Here is a 16535-nt window from a genome sequence, read left to right as displayed (position 1 = left end):
GAGTTAACCCCGTCACCCTTCAATTCGTCATCAGGTTCGATTGAATGACAAAGACAGAACCCGGATACTAACGCTGCAATTCTTCCTCGATGTCATTGCATATTGGACCTGTCGCGGTTTGATGCCGCTCCTTTGATAGCATTTACTGCAACAAAGGAGACTGACTATGGGACTGAAACGGACGGGCGAATTCCGAGCTGATGCGGTGCGTATCGCGCTGACAAGCGGGCTTACACGAAAGCAGGTTGCTGATTATCGGTGGAGTTCTGATCGCAACCCAGTTGCATCTTCGACCAACCGCTGCGGACCATCCGCCTCATTGATGCGCATGCTGCCAGAGACTAGGGGATTGGCATCGAATTGGATGGCGCGTTTTGAATTGAAAAACCCAGCCGCGCTGCACAAACTGCCAGAGACGATGATCAACCCGGCAAGCCAGCTTCCTGAAGATCACTGACAAACCTGTCAAGATCACGTTGTTGAAAGTTCTCGAATGCCAGGCGGACGCGCAAACATGTCATGGCGGGGTAAATCTCTTTGCTCTGACAGACTATCTTCCTTGCCTCTTCTATGCGGTGTTGTCGTATCATAATTACCGCCAATACATAGTGCCCGAATGGGCCAACGGATCTACCTTCCAATGCTGTTCTTGCGCAGGCTTCAGCTTGTTCCAGATTATCTAGGAGGTAGAGGCACATGGCTTTTGATAACAATTTGACCTTGAAGTACGGTCCGGACGGTCCAAACCGGGTTGCAGTCTCAAAATGCGACAGTGCCCGTTTCGCCTGTCCATTTACAAGCTGCGTGTACCCAAGAACCAGGTGAGCGTTTGCTGCGCTTGGGTTGAGACTGACTGCAAGTTCTGCCTCTGCGATTGCAGCATCGTATCGGTTGTACACAGTATATGCCCGGGCGAGGGTGGCATGGGCAAAACTACTGTGTTCATCCAGGGCAACAGCGCGCTCTGCGTGATAGAGTGCACGTTCCTTTGCCCCTTTGCGGTCATCAACCTGGGTGAAAAACAGCTTTCGAAGCTCGGCATTTGCCATGACGGCATGCGCAAGCGCATAGTCCGGCGTCATGTCGATAGTCTTGGATAAAATGTCATTTGCCTTTTGAGTATCTTCGTCGGTGAACTTGAACAGATGCCACAGAGCTTTTTGAACCCTATCCCATACATTGACCTCACCACGTTTCAGACGGGCTTGCTCTCGCAAGTCGAACCGCAGTTCCCAGTCGATATGCCCGACGACGGCCGCGGCGATTTCCTCTTGCAAGGAAAAGACATCCTCAATTTTGTGATCCAGGCGATCGGCCCAAAGGTCATGCCCATTCGACGTATCTACCAGATGGGCGGTAACGCGAACGCGCTGGTCGTCATGGCGCACACTACCCTCTACCAAATAATGTGCCCCGACGCGTTGCGCGATTTCTTCGCCGGAAAATGAAGCATCCTTGAGTAGTTTTGTCGAAGTAGGTGAAACCACCGACAGCCAATCCACCTTCGCAAGTTCGGTAACAAGTTCCTGGTTGATGCCAGCCACAAAGCCATTGCCATCGCCTTGTCGACTGAGGTCGTCGAACGGCAACACTGCAATTACGGGTTTTTGCGGTGCCGGAAGTTGAGTGACCATACGATCGAACAGACGTTCTTTTTCGGCTGGCAGTTCAGTCTTTGGTGCAAGCGTTTCGGTTTCAGTTTGAAAACCGGACAAAGATTCATGCGTTGTCGGGAAGTGGAACACCGGTCCGTGCCGCGGCCAATCAACATTGTTGAGCGTCATATAGTCTTTGAGATTGTGTGCTGCATATAGGAAAGCGTGGCCACGAGCACCATCGCCGATCTGCTTGTTTGCGAAGTTAAGGCCCACTGCGACGCGGGCCAACAAGTATTGGCTTTCCATAAAACTTAGCCGATGGCTTTCGTGACGTTCAACCCAGCTCATCACCCCACGCCGCAGAGTTCTGACGAACTCTACGATCCCAACGTCATCCTGCCAAAGTCCCAACGTGTGGTGTTTTGAGTGAAAGAGCCCGAGATCATCAAGGATGGCATCCCATTGAGCTGGCACGCAGTTTCCGCGTCTCGCCAACAAGTAAGCCAACTCGAAATACGCGTGATCATAAAACAGGAACTGATTATCTTCGTACAGCGCCAGATCAATCAGATAATATTCTGGGTCACTGCTTTGATGTGATCTTACCAGGACATTGTAACCGTGAAGATCTCCATGCAGTCGGCCTTTGGCCGCTCGGATGCTTAGGCGGCTTGGCAAGTCCTCGTTGCAGGCAAATGTCAATGGGTTTGGGTACCAATGTCCTTCAAACATAAGGCAACGCTCGTTCGGATCATGGCCGCAAACATCGGACAGGAACCGGTGTAATCGACTTTCCTCAGGATCCAGTCTGTAACCTAGCCAACCGGAAAGCATTTCCCGAGGCGACTGCATTCCCGGTGCCATCTGGTAGTCAGAATTCCAGTCATCAAGTAGGCTTCGCGAGAGCCGTTGGAGAACGTTCAAGGCCAGTTCGTAGCCACAGTCGTTCCAAGGAAGAGAATACTCAAGTCCTTGCGCCACGACCGTTGAAAGGATCGCGATCTTGCCTTCATGTTCCAGCGAGTTGACGATGCGAGCCAGGTGTTTGGATCCGAATGCTGGTATTGCTTCGAACGCCTCGAGGTGTCTTTGGTTTTCGGTCTTTTCTTGCCATTCTGGATCGGGAAGGGCGTCAAGTTTGAGAATGGCCTGACCACTGAAGGCATCGCATGTAATGTCTACTATAAAGACAAGAGCGCCAGACTTGCCTGCACTTAGCCGTTGGTGAAAGTAAATTTCACCTTTTACCGACCAGCGGTCAGTTATCAGTGGTAGAAGCTCTTTGTAGGCTTCCGGCCAAGAGAGATCATCGATGGCGGACATTAACAACACTCCGCAGAAGTACCGCCAAGGACTGTGTAATTCTGCGCGGCGGAACTGTTCTTTTGCATGATACACAAGCAAACGTGTGAACCAAGTTGTTTGGATCCACCGGTCAGATCTTTCTGCGCGACAGCTTGACCTTCCCAGTAAGAGCCCGAAGAACAGCAAGTTGCTTGAAGGTCCGCTTTTGAGTAGCTGCACAGCAGCCTCGACGGGTCAGTGAAGGTCTGGTTTGGGCCGAAATCGAGATCCGTCACAGAGGGGCAGGGAGCTACAGCCGCTACCTCATCTCGTGGAAGCTGTGCACAAACATGCGGGCTCAAGATGTGACCGATACGCCGGATCTGGCGTTGCAGGCTTCCGGCTGCGATCAGGTTTACGTCGTTCACAAACCGCGACTGCTGAGCGACAACGGCTCAAGTTACGTCTCTGGCGATCTAGCTGAATGGTTGGAAGACAAAGGCATGAAGCATTCTCGCGGTGCGCCATACCATCCCCAAACGCAGGGCAAGATAGAGCGTTGGCACCAACCTTTGAAGAACCGAATTTTGCTGAAAAACTACTTCTTACCGGGCGACCTCGAAGCCCAAATCGAAGCCTTCGTCGATCGTTTCAACCATCAGCGTTATCATGAGAGCCTGAGCAACGACACGCCAGCGGATGCCTACTTCGGACATGACAAAGCCATTCTGGAACAGCGAGAAAGGATCAAACAGAAGACACTCGAAGCGCGACGCTTGCATCACCGCAAACTCGCCGCATAATCAAACCAACCAGATGAGCCATACTCTCTCTTAGGTTAAGCCGCCATTGGACCCAAAAACTCTGCCGACGGACACTGCCAATTTACTTTCCCTTGTTAAACTTGATTGCTGTGGTGATAAGAGTTTTGACTACAAATGCCTCAAATTCGAAAGACTTGTGAAATACAGCTCTAGTTTTTCGCCAAAATAGTCATCATCTTGTGTAGCTCTCTTTTTGTCGAGGCTTAACCCATTCCTCAGAATTATTTCAGAAACTGCAAGGCGGGCTGAGACGCCGAATTTTTCCTCGAACACATTACATTCGCGCCTCGCGGCTTCGACTTGACCGGCCCGCGCCAAGGCTTGGCTTCGATAAAGAATCTGAATTTCTTGACCAAATTCGCCGTCCAACCCTAAAAACTGAAGGATGCGAACGATTGCCAAAGCGTCTTGACGGTTTTTCTCGTCCAGCTTTTCTGCATAGGTTTCAATAAGTTTCCGCCCTTTTTGGGGCTCTCCAGCTTCAAAGTAAACCATTGCAGGAAATATGTATTTGGTTGCCAAAGCAGGCCGCAGCTCAGCGTATTTTGAAAAAGCCTCCAGCGCTTCGGCATACTCGTCCGTATGATTGAAGAGTAAGAAACCAAGTGCACCTTGAAACCAGGGATTCTCCGGCCAACGCAATACGAAACCTCTTAAGTTCTCAATCGCTTCAGCGTATCTTTCTTGTGCGACAAGCACATTGGCAATATTGTTTGCAGCCCCCTCATAAGCAGGGTTCAACTCCAACGCTCTGGTATAATCCGCAAGCTCCAAATCCGTTTCCCCGGATCGGTGGTAGATTACTCCTCTGTGTTTGAATATTGAGGCGTTCTGCGGGTCAATCGAAATGGCGCGTGAAAGATCCTCGATTGCTTCGACATAGCGCCCAGCTTCGCTTCGCAGATAGCCTCTCAATATTAATGCATCAACATAATCTGGGTCGAAATCTAATACTTCGGCTATGTCAGAGTTAGCCTTCTGAATTTCTCCCTTATTTTTGTAGGCTTGGCCCCTCCAAATCAGGAGGTTGACTCGATCTTCGCCAGAGAGGTCGCCCCCTGAGAGAAGTGCTGTACACGCTTCCGCAGTTCTTGCAGGTGGTATTGCGTATGTTTCACAGTCCGCACGTAACGATGCCTCATCATGATCGGAAGGCTGTGACTTGTACCATGAAACCACAAACCATATTGCAGCGAGAAAAATACCAAATGTGGCAATTTTCCATACACGCATTACGATAGCCGCCCGAGTAATCAGTTCTACCTTTGGTAGTTCAACTTCTGCCAAGGACGCAACACTTGATGAACAGGGTGTAACCCCTCCTGACAATCAGACCGACCGCGCCAGTTGAGGGCTCTAGATGTTCAGTCCCGGAATCCGGTGGATCGGATTGATGATGAATCGACCTGGCTCTGAAGTCCAGATTTTGCAGATGTATTCGTATGGCGTGAGGCCGCTGAGAGTTTTGAGTTTGCGGGGCTCTGTTGCACAAATCCTATGAGGGATTCATCTCGTGAATCCAGCATGGTGGCTAGGATGCATGAGCAGACCGACACCTCCGACCTACAAAACCAAGAACTGGCCCGCCTAGCCAACGTTTGTGATATGCAATTTCGTAATCACTGTTCCAGGTACCTTGGAAGCGGTCATTGGCGCGAGCGCAGCGAATTGGTGCTTAGTCCGCGATCTGTGAGTTCGGCACGTCTTAGATTTCGCTTGCGCAGCGAATGACCGTTACGCGGGCTGCGACCGCAGCATCGCGATGAAGGAATCAAGGTCCGGTTCGGGCGGAGAGCCTTTTTGCATCAGGCATCAGTCATATGCTGGACCAGTGAGGTCAGCTGTCTGTCGCCATGGCCATCGTCCCAAGCCGTCTTGGTTCGGTCATGCATCAACCGGATGAAATCAGCGGGAGCATTAAGTGAGAGATAGGTCTTCAACGCATCCTCTTGCGCCATCGCGTAAACCTTCAGAGAGGCTTCTGCATTGTCGTAATCCTCGGTCGGAACGGTTCTGGCAAAGAGATCATGGTAGTCCTTGACCAATTTGATCGTGGCAGGAAGTTGGTCGGCATAAACTTGCATCGGGAGGCCCGCTTTCTGACAAACAAGTGCACCGTATATCATTCCGAACATAAACCCCTGCCGAACCGTGAAGAGGCCGGCGAAGAGCGCGGCAAGCGCCGCTGGGTTCTCTCCAACATGGGCGGACTTTCCACCCAAGTTTCCGATGACGCTGCCATAACGGTCCCAGGTTCCGGCACTGCCGACCGTCAGGATTGTGGTTTCGTCACCGCCAATGCCAGAAGGGTAGGCATTGATCATGCCAAGCATGTAGCCAGCCCCCTGTTTCTCCAGGATGGCGACTAGTCTATCGGCATCCGAGGTATCGCCTGTGCTCATGTCGCAGATAGTCTTACCCTCTAGCGAAACACTCAGCCCGTTGACTAGTTCAACTGTTTCCGTGTGGCTCTTGATACAAATGATGACAAAATCAGGCGCCGCGATGGCATCATTCGGTGAGGAGCAGATGGTGGCGCCAACCTCAGCGAAAACCTCTGCCTTTTCCGGCGTGCGGTTCCAAACGCTGACATCGTGACCTGACTTGAGCAGGCAATGCGCCAGCGCTGACCCCATGTTGCCCAGTCCCAATACAGCAAGTTTCATGATCTTAGCCTCCTGTGTCCGCCAATGAGTTCCAGCACCAGCATGCGCCGGCATGGGGAGACGACATAGTTGTAAATTTTTCTTTATTGTTAGATGGTCTAACTTATGGATTGGCGCACGCTTCCCTCGTTGACATCTCTCAGAGCTTTCGCCGCCGCCGCCGAGTTTCAAAATCTGACCCGGGCGGCAGAGGCACTGAACGTGACCCATTCCGCAGTCAGCCAGCAAATCCGCGGGCTAGAACAACAACTCGGCACCCGGCTTATCGCTCGTACCCGGCACGGCATTTCTCTGACATCGCAAGGCGAATTCCTGTCGGCTGGCCTGCTTGAAGCCTTCGCTGAAATGGCCTCCGTGACCGAGAGGGTGACGAGTGCAGAGTCGGTTCGACCGTTGGTGGTCAGCGCGACTCCGATGTTTTCAAGCGCGTTCCTCATGCCGCGACTGTCGACGTTCATTGACGAATTCCCCCATATCGAATTGAGGATCGATTCAACGATCCAGGCTGTCGATCTCAAGCCGGGCGGAATTGATATGGCCGTCCGATACGGAACAGGTCGCTGGCCAGGGCTTGTCTCGCAAATGCTGTTACCTGGTTGTCTGACGGTCGTCGCGTCCCGCGAACTGATCGGAAACAGGGTGCTCAAAAACCCTGTAGAATTGCTTGATTTCACACTTCTTCAGGAACAGGCGTCGGTCGAGTTTGATCTGTGGCTGGAAAAAGCCGGCATCCCGCCCGAAGCGGAACGGAGAGTGATCCGCATGCCCGGCAACATGCTGTTGGATGGCATCCGCCGAGGTGACGGTATCGGGGCGACAGTACCGGCCTTTGTCTCTGACGAGTTGAAGTCAGGACAACTCGTGGCGCTGTTTGATGATCCTATACCACGGATCGGCTATTACCTTGTCACGCTGTCTGGTCCGGTTCGGCCAGCGGCAAAACTGTTCATACAGTGGCTTTCAAAATCAATTACCGAATATGAGAAAAGCCTGTTCCGATGGCCGCCCGCTCACCTGTTGTAGACGATAAAGAGCACCGGCTAGAGTCAAATAGGGTCTGACTTACAAGGTAACGACCCGACAATGCTGCGCTACGACTGAAGGTCCGCTCTGTGGATGCCGCACCGCTGCGTTAATGGCAGGGGCGAAGGTCCGGTGTGGGCCGTTGGATAGGTCGTGGAAAAGGGGCAGGGGCTTGTGCTGCGTCTGTTCCCAGGTCTGCAACGAGCCCTCACTACTATCTTCCTGCAAGGTGGCTAAAGTCTGCTTTATTGCGCGAAGCACTTGCTGACGCGGATTATGTTTTCTAAGTTCAGCCTTGATTGTCACAATCTACAACGGGAGGGCACAAGCTGAACATGCGTATCATCCGCCGACTTCAGCATGGTCCCCGTTTCGCCCTGTAAATTCGTTTGCAGGGCGGGCCTGAGGCATAACATCTCAATCGGTCTGCCTAAAGCCGCGCTGCGGCACCATAATCTATGACCTGAGATTCCAATGACTGTTATGAACATCAACGCTTTGAGCGTAATCCTTGGTGACCCGCTATTTGAAGATCTGAACCTAACAATTTCCAAGGGCGACCGCATCGGACTGGTTGCCGCAAACGGGCGTGGTAAGACAACATTCCTGGAATGCTTGTCTGGCGAGTCCGAACCCACAAACGGGAGCATAACGCGAGCCCGCGGTTTGCGAGTTGGATATGTAACGCAATTTGTTCCGGACCACGCATCTACCCAGACGATGTACGACTGGGTTTTGAGCACGCTGCCTGCTGAGCAGGCCGAATATGAAAGCTGGCGTGTGGATGTCGTTCTGGGAGATCTCAACATTCCCTATGAACTGCAACAACGTCCGTTGAGAGAGTTAAGCGGAGGCTGGCAACGAACAGCACTTCTGGCAGCGGTCTGGGTCAAGGATCCCGATATTTTGTTGCTGGATGAACCGACCAACCATTTGGACCTACATCGTATCGGGTTGCTGCAAGACTGGCTGTCTGGCTTGCCGCGCGATGTTCCGGTTGTGATCGCATCCCATGACCGGGCTTTTCTGGATGTAACGACCAACCGAACTCTTTTTTTGCGCGCTGAATGCTCGCGTGTGTTTTCGTTACCCTTCGCAGAGGCCCGCGCGGCACTTGATGAAGCAGACGCGGCCGACCAACGGCGCTTTGCGAATGATTTGAACAAAGCCCAACAGTTGCGCAGGCAAGCTGCGAAGTTGAAGAACATCGGAGTCAACTCCGGATCTGACCTTCTAGTGACAAAAACTAAGCAGCTCAACGAGCGGGCAGCGAAGATTGAGGCTGCTGCCAGACCTGCCCATCAAGACCGCAGCGCTGGTGATATTAAACTGGCAAACAGTGGAACCCATGCCAAAGCGCTGGTGACACTGGATGACGTACCGGTTCAAACACCGGATGGTCGATTGCTCTACAAGACAGGACAGAAATGGATTCTTCCGGGGGACCGAATCGTGCTTCTCGGTGCCAACGGCACTGGAAAAACACAGCTAGTGAGGATGATTCAGCGTTCTCTGGATGGAACCGATGGGCCGGTCAAATGCGCGCCTTCTGTCGTGCCTGCTTATTCCGATCAGCATCTGAGCCAGTTTTCGGACCACCACACCCCTATGACCATAGTGACTGGAGAATTTGACATAGGCGATCAGCGAGCACGTGGTGTTCTGGCCGGGGCCGGCGTGAAAATTCAGATGCAAGACACCAAGATTGAAGCCTTATCTGGAGGACAAAAAGCGCGATTGGCGATGCTGGTTTTGCGCCTTAAGAACCCAAATTTCTATCTGCTTGATGAACCAACTAACCACCTCGATATCGAAGGACAAGAAGCTCTTGAGGATGAGTTGATAGCACACAACGCATCGTGTCTGCTTGTTAGTCACGACCGCAGTTTCCTGCGCTATGTCGGCAATCGGTTTTGGCTGATCAACGGTAAAAGGTTGGAGGAGGTTGAAAGCCCCGATACGTTCCTAATGGGTGAAATGAACGCCCAGTAAGTTCTATGGACTCGCATGGATCGTCGGCGCACGCTTTCGAAGCGGCCATTCGCGCACCGGCAGCGAAATGGGGCTTCGTCCCGCAAATTGATCCTTAATCCGCCTGTTGATGTTGCCTACGCGGCGAATGGCCGATGCTGTGTGCATGACGATTACCTCCGGCCCCACCTGCAACCGGTATGCTGTACAATCTAGGACAAGATTGCTATTTGGCGACCTTGTTGCATGGATCGTCGAGCCGGGATATCGCCGAGCCTCACTCTGACGCGAGCGGCGATACATGCCCTACAAATTCAATAATGCCCGTCGCAACAAGTTTCCCAAGGCAAAGTATCGTGTCACGAACTGCTCGGAATACAACGAAAGTCTCCGGCGTCGAGGTGATGTGACGATCTGGGTTTCTGATGATGTGGTGCGGAACTGGGCATCGCCACGCCGCAAGACACGCGGCGGTCAATCGCTTTACTCAGATCGGGCAATCGAGATCTGTCTCACTTTGCGGGTCGTGTTTCGACTTCCGCTCAGACAAACTCAGGGTTTCATGCGGTCGATTGCCAGGCTGATGAGCATTGACCTCGTGGTACCGGACTTCTCGACCTTGTCGCGACGCGGTAAGGGGATGAAGAGTGCCCAAAACTGGCGAGCCGCAAATAAGCCAATCACCCTCATTGTGGACAGCACAGGCCTGAAAGTTCGTGGCGACAAGGGCTGGCATGGGAAAAAACACGGCATCAGGAAGGCCCGCAAAACATGGCGCAAGCTCCACATCGGACTTGACCCGGAAACCGGTGATATAGCTGCAACGGAATTGACCACCGAACATGTGGGCGATGAAACGGCACTGCCAGATTTGCTAGCTGACATGGATGTTGATGTGAGCCGCTTTCTGGCGGATGGAGCATACGACGACCAAGGTGTTGCAGACTGTCTGTTGGACAAGTTCGGGTCCAGGATTGAGATCATCATACCCCCACCTAAAAACGCGGTTCGCTGCGAGAATGCACGGCGCAATCGACACATCGATGCCATCGCTGAACATGGCAGAATGAACTGGCAAAGTGAAACGGGATACAACCAGCGATCACGGGTTGAAGCCCAGATCGGCAGATGGAAACAAGTTATCGGCGATCGCCTGCAAGCGCGTGATTTCGACCGGCAAATAGTTGAAGCGAAAATTGCATCAAAAGCGCTCAACCGCATGACATCTCTCGGTCGTGCGGAGTACGAACGCGTCTTCTAACGTGATGGGGTATGGGGTAAATTCGTCTCAAACCTGATTCATGCAACACGGTCGTTGTCGCCGGCAGAAAGCTGTGATCACTGTAACTTCTGGCCTTTGCCTTGGAAACCAGAGTTTGGTCTTGGGTGGCTTCGATGTCTTTAGCCAAACCATGTTTCCGGGTAGCTGGCAACATTCATCTGACGTTCACTTTCAAATTAGGTCAGTTTCATCTCAGCCAGCCATATTGTCCTACTGGAAGTATGGGGCGCTTTTTCACCGAAGCATTCGACGGGCAAAGGATCAAATGTGTCAAAGACTGGCAGCGGAGCAGCGCAACGTGGGTCAAGGGCAACCGCCTGCGTCAAGTGCGCCCTTTTCTTGGCCTTCACATTTTTAGTTGGCCTCAGCCTGTTCAATGGAGCCGTAGCACAAACAGCTAGTTTCCGGTCTGTTGATACGAATTCGGACGGAGTTTTGAGCTTGAATGAGCTTACCGCAGCATTTGGAGAATCCGGCGCGCGGAGGCTTCTTGAGGACATTGATCGTAATGGAGACGATCGTATCACGATCATTGAGTTGCGCCGTGGTGTAGATAATGGACAAGGCGAAAAAAATGAGCGCGGCGAACGTGAAGGTCGAGAAAACAGGAGTGGCAGGTCAGGCGAACAGGATGGAGATGATCGCGATGATGATGGAGACGATCGTGGTGATGGCGGAGACGACGATAGAGACGATGACGACTAAATGAAGGCCCACTGCTATGTTTGTTCCTCTGACCGTTTGTGAGAGCAAACCGTAATTCATACTGCATGAATATACGCAGCTTAAAAACGTAGCTCCAACAGCACGTGTTCATTTGCCGTTCATTTGACCGCATGCTGACCCTTCATCCCACTTTGCAATTCTTCTCACGTCGCACTGGCAAAATGATTTCATTGAACAGCCAGTCACGGAGCAAAGCATGACACAGTTTCTTCAAACCTCCCCTGCCGCTTGCGAAATTGCAAAATGGGCATTTACAACCCGCAGAGTTGATCGGTCCGATGTGCACGGGTTTACCACGCAGGTGGGCCGCGCAAAGGCAGGAGATCTTATTCTTTGTGAGATTGCCGAAATTGGACATCACAAGAAAATTCAGTTGGCGGAGCGCCGCGCCTCGGTCAGCTACCCTGGTGACTATGTTGTCCTTTGTTTGGGCGACCGATACGCACCAGATCAGTTTCTTGCCAGCGCGGTGATTGATGACGATCTTATCGATCTGGTCGCAGGCGGTGGTGTCGCTGGCCGAGTGGACGCCGCGCACATACGTATGGATGATCCGACGCGACTCAAGCCCATCGGCCTTCTGACCAATGCCTCAGGTCATGTGATTAACGTATCAGACTACGCGTTGCCCTCGCTGCCGAACAACGAACACGTTACGGTCATTGGTGTCTTCGGGGCCTCGATGAATTCCGGAAAGACAACGGCTGCGTCAAGCCTTGGTCATGGCCTAACGCGTTCGGGTTACTCCGTTGCCGGTGTGAAAGCGACTGGGACCGGAGCCTTTGGTGACTTCAACAGTTTCGAAGACGGAGGCGCTCCGGCGCTCGACTTCACGGACGTCGGTATGGCCACGACATATCGGATGCCGCTAGAAACGATTGAAGCCGGTTTTGATACGCTGGTTGCAACCGCAGCTGAGCGTGGCGCCGAGGTTGTGGTGGTTGAGATCGCTGACGGTGTGTTCCAGCAGGAAACACGGGCTATCTTGCAGTCTTCGCGGATCCGGGATCGGTTGGACGGCATCCTATTTGCTGCACCTGACGCACTGAGTGCTCTGGGCGGTGTGACCGTTCTGAACAAGGTGGGTCTCAGCCCATTTGCGATATCCGGGATGGTCAGTTGTTCGCCATTGGCCGCAGCCGAAGCTGCTGAGGTAACCGGTCGCCCGATTTTATCACGCGAAGATCTTTGGTCGCCCGCGACCATAACCCAACATGTTGCACCGCTGATGCGACGTGAAACTGTCAACGTGGCCGCATGACCCCCCTCACGGAACTGGCCACAAAGGACCGCATCGTTGATGCGGTCCTCCTTACAATCTGCGGTATTGTGCAGGCTGTTGCACTGGCGTTCGCAGCGTTTGCGACGCGTGATGCCTTTACCGCGCTTCATGCAGGCCACGCTCTTGCAATGAGTACGGTCCTGCAACTGGCGATATCCGGAATTATCGCAGCTGCGTGCTTGTTTTTTTCAAGATACCGCGCAGAAGCTCTCGGCCAAAGTTACGCGATTTCTTTGCGCCGAGCGTTGTATAAGCAGATAGCCCGACTTCCCAAATCTCGGCACGAAAAACGCCGGGTTGGTGCACTGTCCTTGCGTTTTGTCGGGGACCTATCTGCGGCGCGCCTATGGTTTGGCCGTGGTTTACCAGACGTTTTGTCAGCAACCTTTGTTATTCCGGGTGCCGTATCCGTTCTCTACTTTCTTGATCCTGCCCTTGCGGTCTATGGCATTGCCTCACTCAGTTTCGCGCTGCTTATCATGGGAATGCTGGCCTGGCATCTGGCTCGCCGGCATAAAAAGCTGCGTCGCAAACGTGCCAATATCGCGATTTCCATGATTGAGCGCATAGCGATTGCGCCTGAACTGGACCTGATGGGTCGAACCAATCGCGAATTGCGCAAACTTGACAAACAAGGCGCATCGCTGCGACGCGACGCATTGGCACGTCGAGGCAGAACCGCGAGCCTCCAGGCAGTATTGCAACTCGGTGTGGCGCTTACCGGTCTTTTGATGCTTTGGCTGGCAAGCCAAAACGAAACAGCACCGGCGACAGTGGCTGCGAGCCTTTCTGTTTTGGCGCTACTTGCCCTTCCGTTGCAGAGCCTTGCCGGGGCGTGGGACTATTATTGCGCCTGGAGCGTTGCACGCGAAAAGGCAGCGACGCTACTTTCAGAACCGGTGTTGATGCGAGCTGGTGTAGATCATGGCGCGCCCCCTGAAATTGAAGTCACCGGGGAATTGGATGGAAACTCAATCTTTTTTGCGGTGCCGCCCGGTTCAACTTCAACATTAGTAGGGCAGCACGCAAACAGTATCGCGCGGTGTATTGCGGGCCTTGATAAGAATGAGGGCATCGCGGTTCGCTATGGTGGGCAAGATAGAGCCTCAAAAATCGCCTTTGTCGGGGGCGACCATGTCGGGCTCCAAGGCAGTTTGCGTCGTTCGGCAACACTGATGTGTTCAAAAAGACCGAATGATCAGAAAATAACAAAGGTCATGCAGACCTTTGGATTATCCGACCTGCTTCAGGCACCTGGTGGCCTGGATCAGCGGGTGGCGGAAAATGGTAACGGGCTGTCACCCTTCCAAACATTGAGTATTGATCTCGTGCGCGCAGTTCTTGGCAAAGCTGACGTCGTCGTAATCGCTTCTGTCAGGTGGGGTTCATGCAGGGATCGCCAGGCCAAATTGCTTGAAACTCTGCAGAAGTTTTCGTCGGCCACCATCATATTGGCTGAAGATGCCGCCTCGCCTAATGTGAAACAGAATTCAAAGGTCGTCTGAAATGCGTTCATCTACTCTATTTGGGATTTACGCTGCTGTTCTGGTGGCTTTCTTGGGCGGTCTTGCGGGACTCACCCTGTACAGCCTCGAAAAAACGCGATGGTGGGACGCCCGGATATCACTGGCCCAAGAATCCTATGGGCTGCATCTGCGGCTTGAGGCGGATCTATACCGTCTGTTCAAGCAACACGGCGACGCGCTTCTTATAGGAGACCGAGACGATGGCGTAAGCGAAGAAGAGCTGCAGGCGAAAATCGACCAGACATTAGATTCGATCCGAATGACTATCGCGCGTGAAATCCAGATGGTGGGTGATGAGGAGATCGAAGAGCTCGAACTTCTCGATGAGATTGAGGACGATATCGAATCCGTCAATGCAGCAATCGCGAACCTTTCAGCCAATGGAAGCCGTATCGAGACATTTGTTCGGATTGAACGCTTGGCCGCGCTGCTGGACGGCGACATTGATGATGAACTCGATCAAAAAATTCAGGCTGCCCTTGATGAAGAGGCCGAGGAAGTCGACGAGGTATTGAGCGAGGCAGCGGCCTTCAGAAAATGGAATGAACGATTGGTTTACTTGATCGTTCTTGCCGCAATTGGCGTTTTGCTTGTGGCGCTCGTGTCGTTCAACCGCCAGATCAGAAAGCCACTTACGCGACTTGCAGACGGCATTGGGCACCTGCGCGGGGCCGATTATTCCAAGCCGGTAAGTCTCGGTGGCAGCCAAGAGTTCAGAGAGTTGGAAACCGTTCTGAATAGTATGGCCGAAGGATTGGCTGCTCGCGAAGTCAGCCGCGCCGAGCAAAAGAGGCAACTAGAAGATACCGTTGCCGCCAGAACGTTCGAGCTTCAGCAACTCATCGATAAGCTTGAGACAGGCGAAGAGAACCGCAAGCGTTTGATGGCCGATATCAGCCATGAGTTACGAACGCCTTTGGCAATCATCCTCGGCGAGGCTGATGTCACTCTACGGACATCAGAAACGCTGTCAGAAGACGCTTCTGATTCACTTGCCCGTATTCGAGATTCCGCAAAGCACACAAACCAAATCGTGGATGACATGTTGACCGTCGCCCGGTTTGAGGCTGGTCAGCTCAGACTGGATCGTAAGGAAACGGATCTACGAAAAATACTGCACGATGCCGTGGCGATGTTCCCCGATCCGGTTCAGGTCGAATGCCCAGAAAGCAAGGTAATGGCGTCGGTTGACGAGGTTCGACTTCGGCAGTCCGTACTGGCATTGCTGCAAAATGCACGACGATATGGAGGCCCAACAATAAGCGCGATGTTGGAAGAAGGGCTCGCGTCTTGCAAGATCACAATCGAAGATGACGGTCCCGGCCTGAGCGCGGTGGAAAAATCCCAAGCATTCGACCGGTTCTTTCGGGGATCGAATTCATCGGGGCAGGGGATCGAAGGCAGCGGCCTCGGGCTACCGGTCGTGAAGTCGATTGTCGAGGCTCATTGTGGGACAGTTGACCTTCAAGATCGCCAGGAAGGCGGGTTAATGATCACCATAACTCTGCCCAAGTCACCTCGGATGAAAGTTGTTCAGACCGATGCCCTACGAGAAACCGGCTAATGCGTGCCAGTCTGCTTCAAAAGCAAGTTGGGCAATCGGTTAGGTCGCACACCACTGCGCATCGTCGCGGTTGTGAGCATGGAGATAATTGAGGCGTACTATGAATATTTTGCTTGTCGAGGACGAAGCCCGTGTAGCTGATTTTATACGTCGCGGATTGTCCGCTGAAGGCTGGTCTGTAGATCACGTACCAAGTGGCGAAGATGCTTTGGAGCACGTAGCTGCCAGCAACTATGACATCATCTTGTTAGATCTGATGTTACCAGGGATTCAGGGGCAAGATGTTTGTCGCAAACTGCGCGCCAGGAAATCAAAGATCCCGATTTTGATGCTGACCGCATTGGACAGCCCAGAGGAAAGAGTGGAAGGGCTAAAAATTGGCGCAGACGACTATCTTCCCAAGCCGTTCGACTTTGACGAACTGATAGCGCGGGTTGAAGCGCTGCATCGCCGTGCCAACAGCTATGCGAACGATCTTAGCGAAACTGTGATTACCTGTGGGGCGCTTACCTTTGACCGGCGTTCGCTTCAGGTTGCCGTTGAAGGTCAAGAAATCCAGTTATCCAAGAAGGAGCGCGACCTGCTTCTTCTGTTTCTGACCAATGTTGGGCGCGTGTTATCCAGAGAGCGGATTTTAAACTCGGTTTGGGGCATGAATGAAGATCCATTGACCAATGTTGTTGATGTCTATGTCGGGCGTCTCAGACGCAAAATCGGTGCGGAAGGTCAGCAGATCGTGACACTCAGGAACGTCGGTTACCGTATGACCTGAACAGGTTCTTTCGCAAA

12 protein-coding genes and 2 pseudogenes are annotated in these 16535 nt (G+C 52.8%); 10 read left to right on the top strand and 4 right to left on the bottom strand.

Annotated features, from left to right (window positions below):
- The first annotated feature begins 166 nt into the window (after positions 1-166).
- Positions 167-457 carry a hypothetical protein gene (locus tag SJY13_RS11715; RefSeq protein ID WP_377193732.1) on the top strand — a complete coding sequence of 97 codons (291 nt, stop codon included), beginning with the start codon at positions 167-169 and terminating at the stop codon, positions 455-457.
- Here SJY13_RS11715 and SJY13_RS11710 read toward each other — a convergent pair.
- Complete coding sequence (locus tag SJY13_RS11710) at positions 423-2921, bottom strand: hypothetical protein (protein ID WP_377191133.1); 2499 nt, start codon at positions 2919-2921, stop codon at positions 423-425. The two genes, SJY13_RS11715 and SJY13_RS11710, sit on opposite strands and share 35 nt — an antisense overlap.
- A 272-nt stretch (positions 2922-3193) precedes the next feature.
- Here SJY13_RS11710 and SJY13_RS11705 point away from each other — a divergent pair.
- A pseudogene (locus SJY13_RS11705) lies at positions 3194-3685 on the top strand (transposase); the annotation flags it as partial.
- Positions 3686-3814: 129 nt separating this feature from the next.
- Here the strand turns inward: SJY13_RS11705 and SJY13_RS11700 are convergent.
- The 3 genes and pseudogenes from SJY13_RS11700 to SJY13_RS11690 form a co-directional block, all read right to left on the bottom strand.
- Positions 3815-4993: a tetratricopeptide repeat protein gene (locus SJY13_RS11700; protein WP_377191131.1), complete on the bottom strand. Its 1179-nt coding sequence runs from the start codon at positions 4991-4993 to the stop codon at positions 3815-3817.
- Between the two features lie 69 nt (positions 4994-5062).
- Positions 5063-5182: pseudogene (locus SJY13_RS11695) on the bottom strand (IS481 family transposase); the annotation flags it as partial.
- A 329-nt stretch (positions 5183-5511) separates the two neighbouring features.
- Positions 5512-6426: an NAD(P)-dependent oxidoreductase gene (locus SJY13_RS11690; protein WP_377191129.1), complete on the bottom strand. Its 915-nt coding sequence runs from the start codon at positions 6424-6426 to the stop codon at positions 5512-5514.
- Positions 6427-6501: 75 nt separating this feature from the next.
- On the opposite strand from SJY13_RS11690, the gene SJY13_RS11685 reads away from it, so the two are divergent.
- From SJY13_RS11685 to SJY13_RS11650, 8 genes are all read left to right on the top strand, one after another.
- Entirely contained in the window at positions 6502-7395 is an 894-nt protein-coding gene (locus SJY13_RS11685) for a LysR family transcriptional regulator (RefSeq protein ID WP_377191127.1), read from the top strand.
- A gap of 474 nt (positions 7396-7869) precedes the next feature.
- Entirely contained in the window at positions 7870-9387 is a 1518-nt protein-coding gene (locus tag SJY13_RS11680) for an ABC-F family ATP-binding cassette domain-containing protein (protein WP_377191125.1), read from the top strand.
- Positions 9388-9667: 280 nt separating this feature from the next.
- Positions 9668-10627 carry an IS5 family transposase gene (locus tag SJY13_RS11675; protein ID WP_377191123.1) on the top strand — a complete coding sequence of 320 codons (960 nt, stop codon included), beginning with the start codon at positions 9668-9670 and terminating at the stop codon, positions 10625-10627.
- Between the two features lie 577 nt (positions 10628-11204).
- Entirely contained in the window at positions 11205-11357 is a 153-nt protein-coding gene (locus SJY13_RS11670) for a hypothetical protein (RefSeq protein ID WP_377191121.1), read from the top strand.
- A gap of 213 nt (positions 11358-11570) precedes the next feature.
- Entirely contained in the window at positions 11571-12635 is a 1065-nt protein-coding gene (locus SJY13_RS11665; RefSeq protein ID WP_377191119.1) for a hypothetical protein, read from the top strand.
- A complete protein-coding gene (locus SJY13_RS11660) occupies positions 12632-14161 on the top strand; it encodes an ABC transporter transmembrane domain-containing protein (protein WP_377191117.1) in 1530 nt (509 codons plus the stop codon). Before SJY13_RS11665 ends, SJY13_RS11660 begins: the two co-directional genes overlap by 4 nt.
- Position 14162: 1 nt before the next feature.
- On the top strand, positions 14163-15746 hold the full coding sequence (locus tag SJY13_RS11655; RefSeq protein ID WP_377191115.1) for a sensor histidine kinase: 1584 nt from the start codon (positions 14163-14165) through the stop codon (positions 15744-15746).
- 100 nt (positions 15747-15846) lie between these two features.
- Positions 15847-16518: a response regulator transcription factor gene (locus SJY13_RS11650; protein WP_377191113.1), complete on the top strand. Its 672-nt coding sequence runs from the start codon at positions 15847-15849 to the stop codon at positions 16516-16518.
- The last annotated feature ends 17 nt before the right edge of the window (positions 16519-16535 follow it).

It is taken from the genome of Ruegeria meonggei (assembly GCF_042768335.1).
Taxonomy (GTDB): domain Bacteria; phylum Pseudomonadota; class Alphaproteobacteria; order Rhodobacterales; family Rhodobacteraceae; genus Ruegeria; species Ruegeria meonggei.
The sequence above is the reverse complement of the archived record's forward strand: the minus strand, read 5'-3'. Positions and strand labels throughout refer to the sequence as shown.

Coding starts and splice junctions, on each gene's coding strand:
- SJY13_RS11715 (WP_377193732.1), top strand. CDS start 167: ATGGGACTGAAACGGACGGGCGAATTCCGAGCTGATGCGGTGCGTATC.
- SJY13_RS11710 (WP_377191133.1), bottom strand. CDS start 2,921: ATGTCCGCCATCGATGATCTCTCTTGGCCGGAAGCCTACAAAGAGCTT.
- SJY13_RS11690 (WP_377191129.1), bottom strand. CDS start 6,426: ATGCCGGCGCATGCTGGTGCTGGAACTCATTGGCGGACACAGGAGGCT.
- SJY13_RS11680 (WP_377191125.1), top strand. CDS start 7,870: ATGACTGTTATGAACATCAACGCTTTGAGCGTAATCCTTGGTGACCCG.
- SJY13_RS11675 (WP_377191123.1), top strand. CDS start 9,668: ATGCCCTACAAATTCAATAATGCCCGTCGCAACAAGTTTCCCAAGGCA.
- SJY13_RS11670 (WP_377191121.1), top strand. CDS start 11,205: ATGGACAAGGCGAAAAAAATGAGCGCGGCGAACGTGAAGGTCGAGAAA.
- SJY13_RS11665 (WP_377191119.1), top strand. CDS start 11,571: ATGACACAGTTTCTTCAAACCTCCCCTGCCGCTTGCGAAATTGCAAAA.
- SJY13_RS11660 (WP_377191117.1), top strand. CDS start 12,632: ATGACCCCCCTCACGGAACTGGCCACAAAGGACCGCATCGTTGATGCG.
- SJY13_RS11655 (WP_377191115.1), top strand. CDS start 14,163: ATGCGTTCATCTACTCTATTTGGGATTTACGCTGCTGTTCTGGTGGCT.
- SJY13_RS11650 (WP_377191113.1), top strand. CDS start 15,847: ATGAATATTTTGCTTGTCGAGGACGAAGCCCGTGTAGCTGATTTTATA.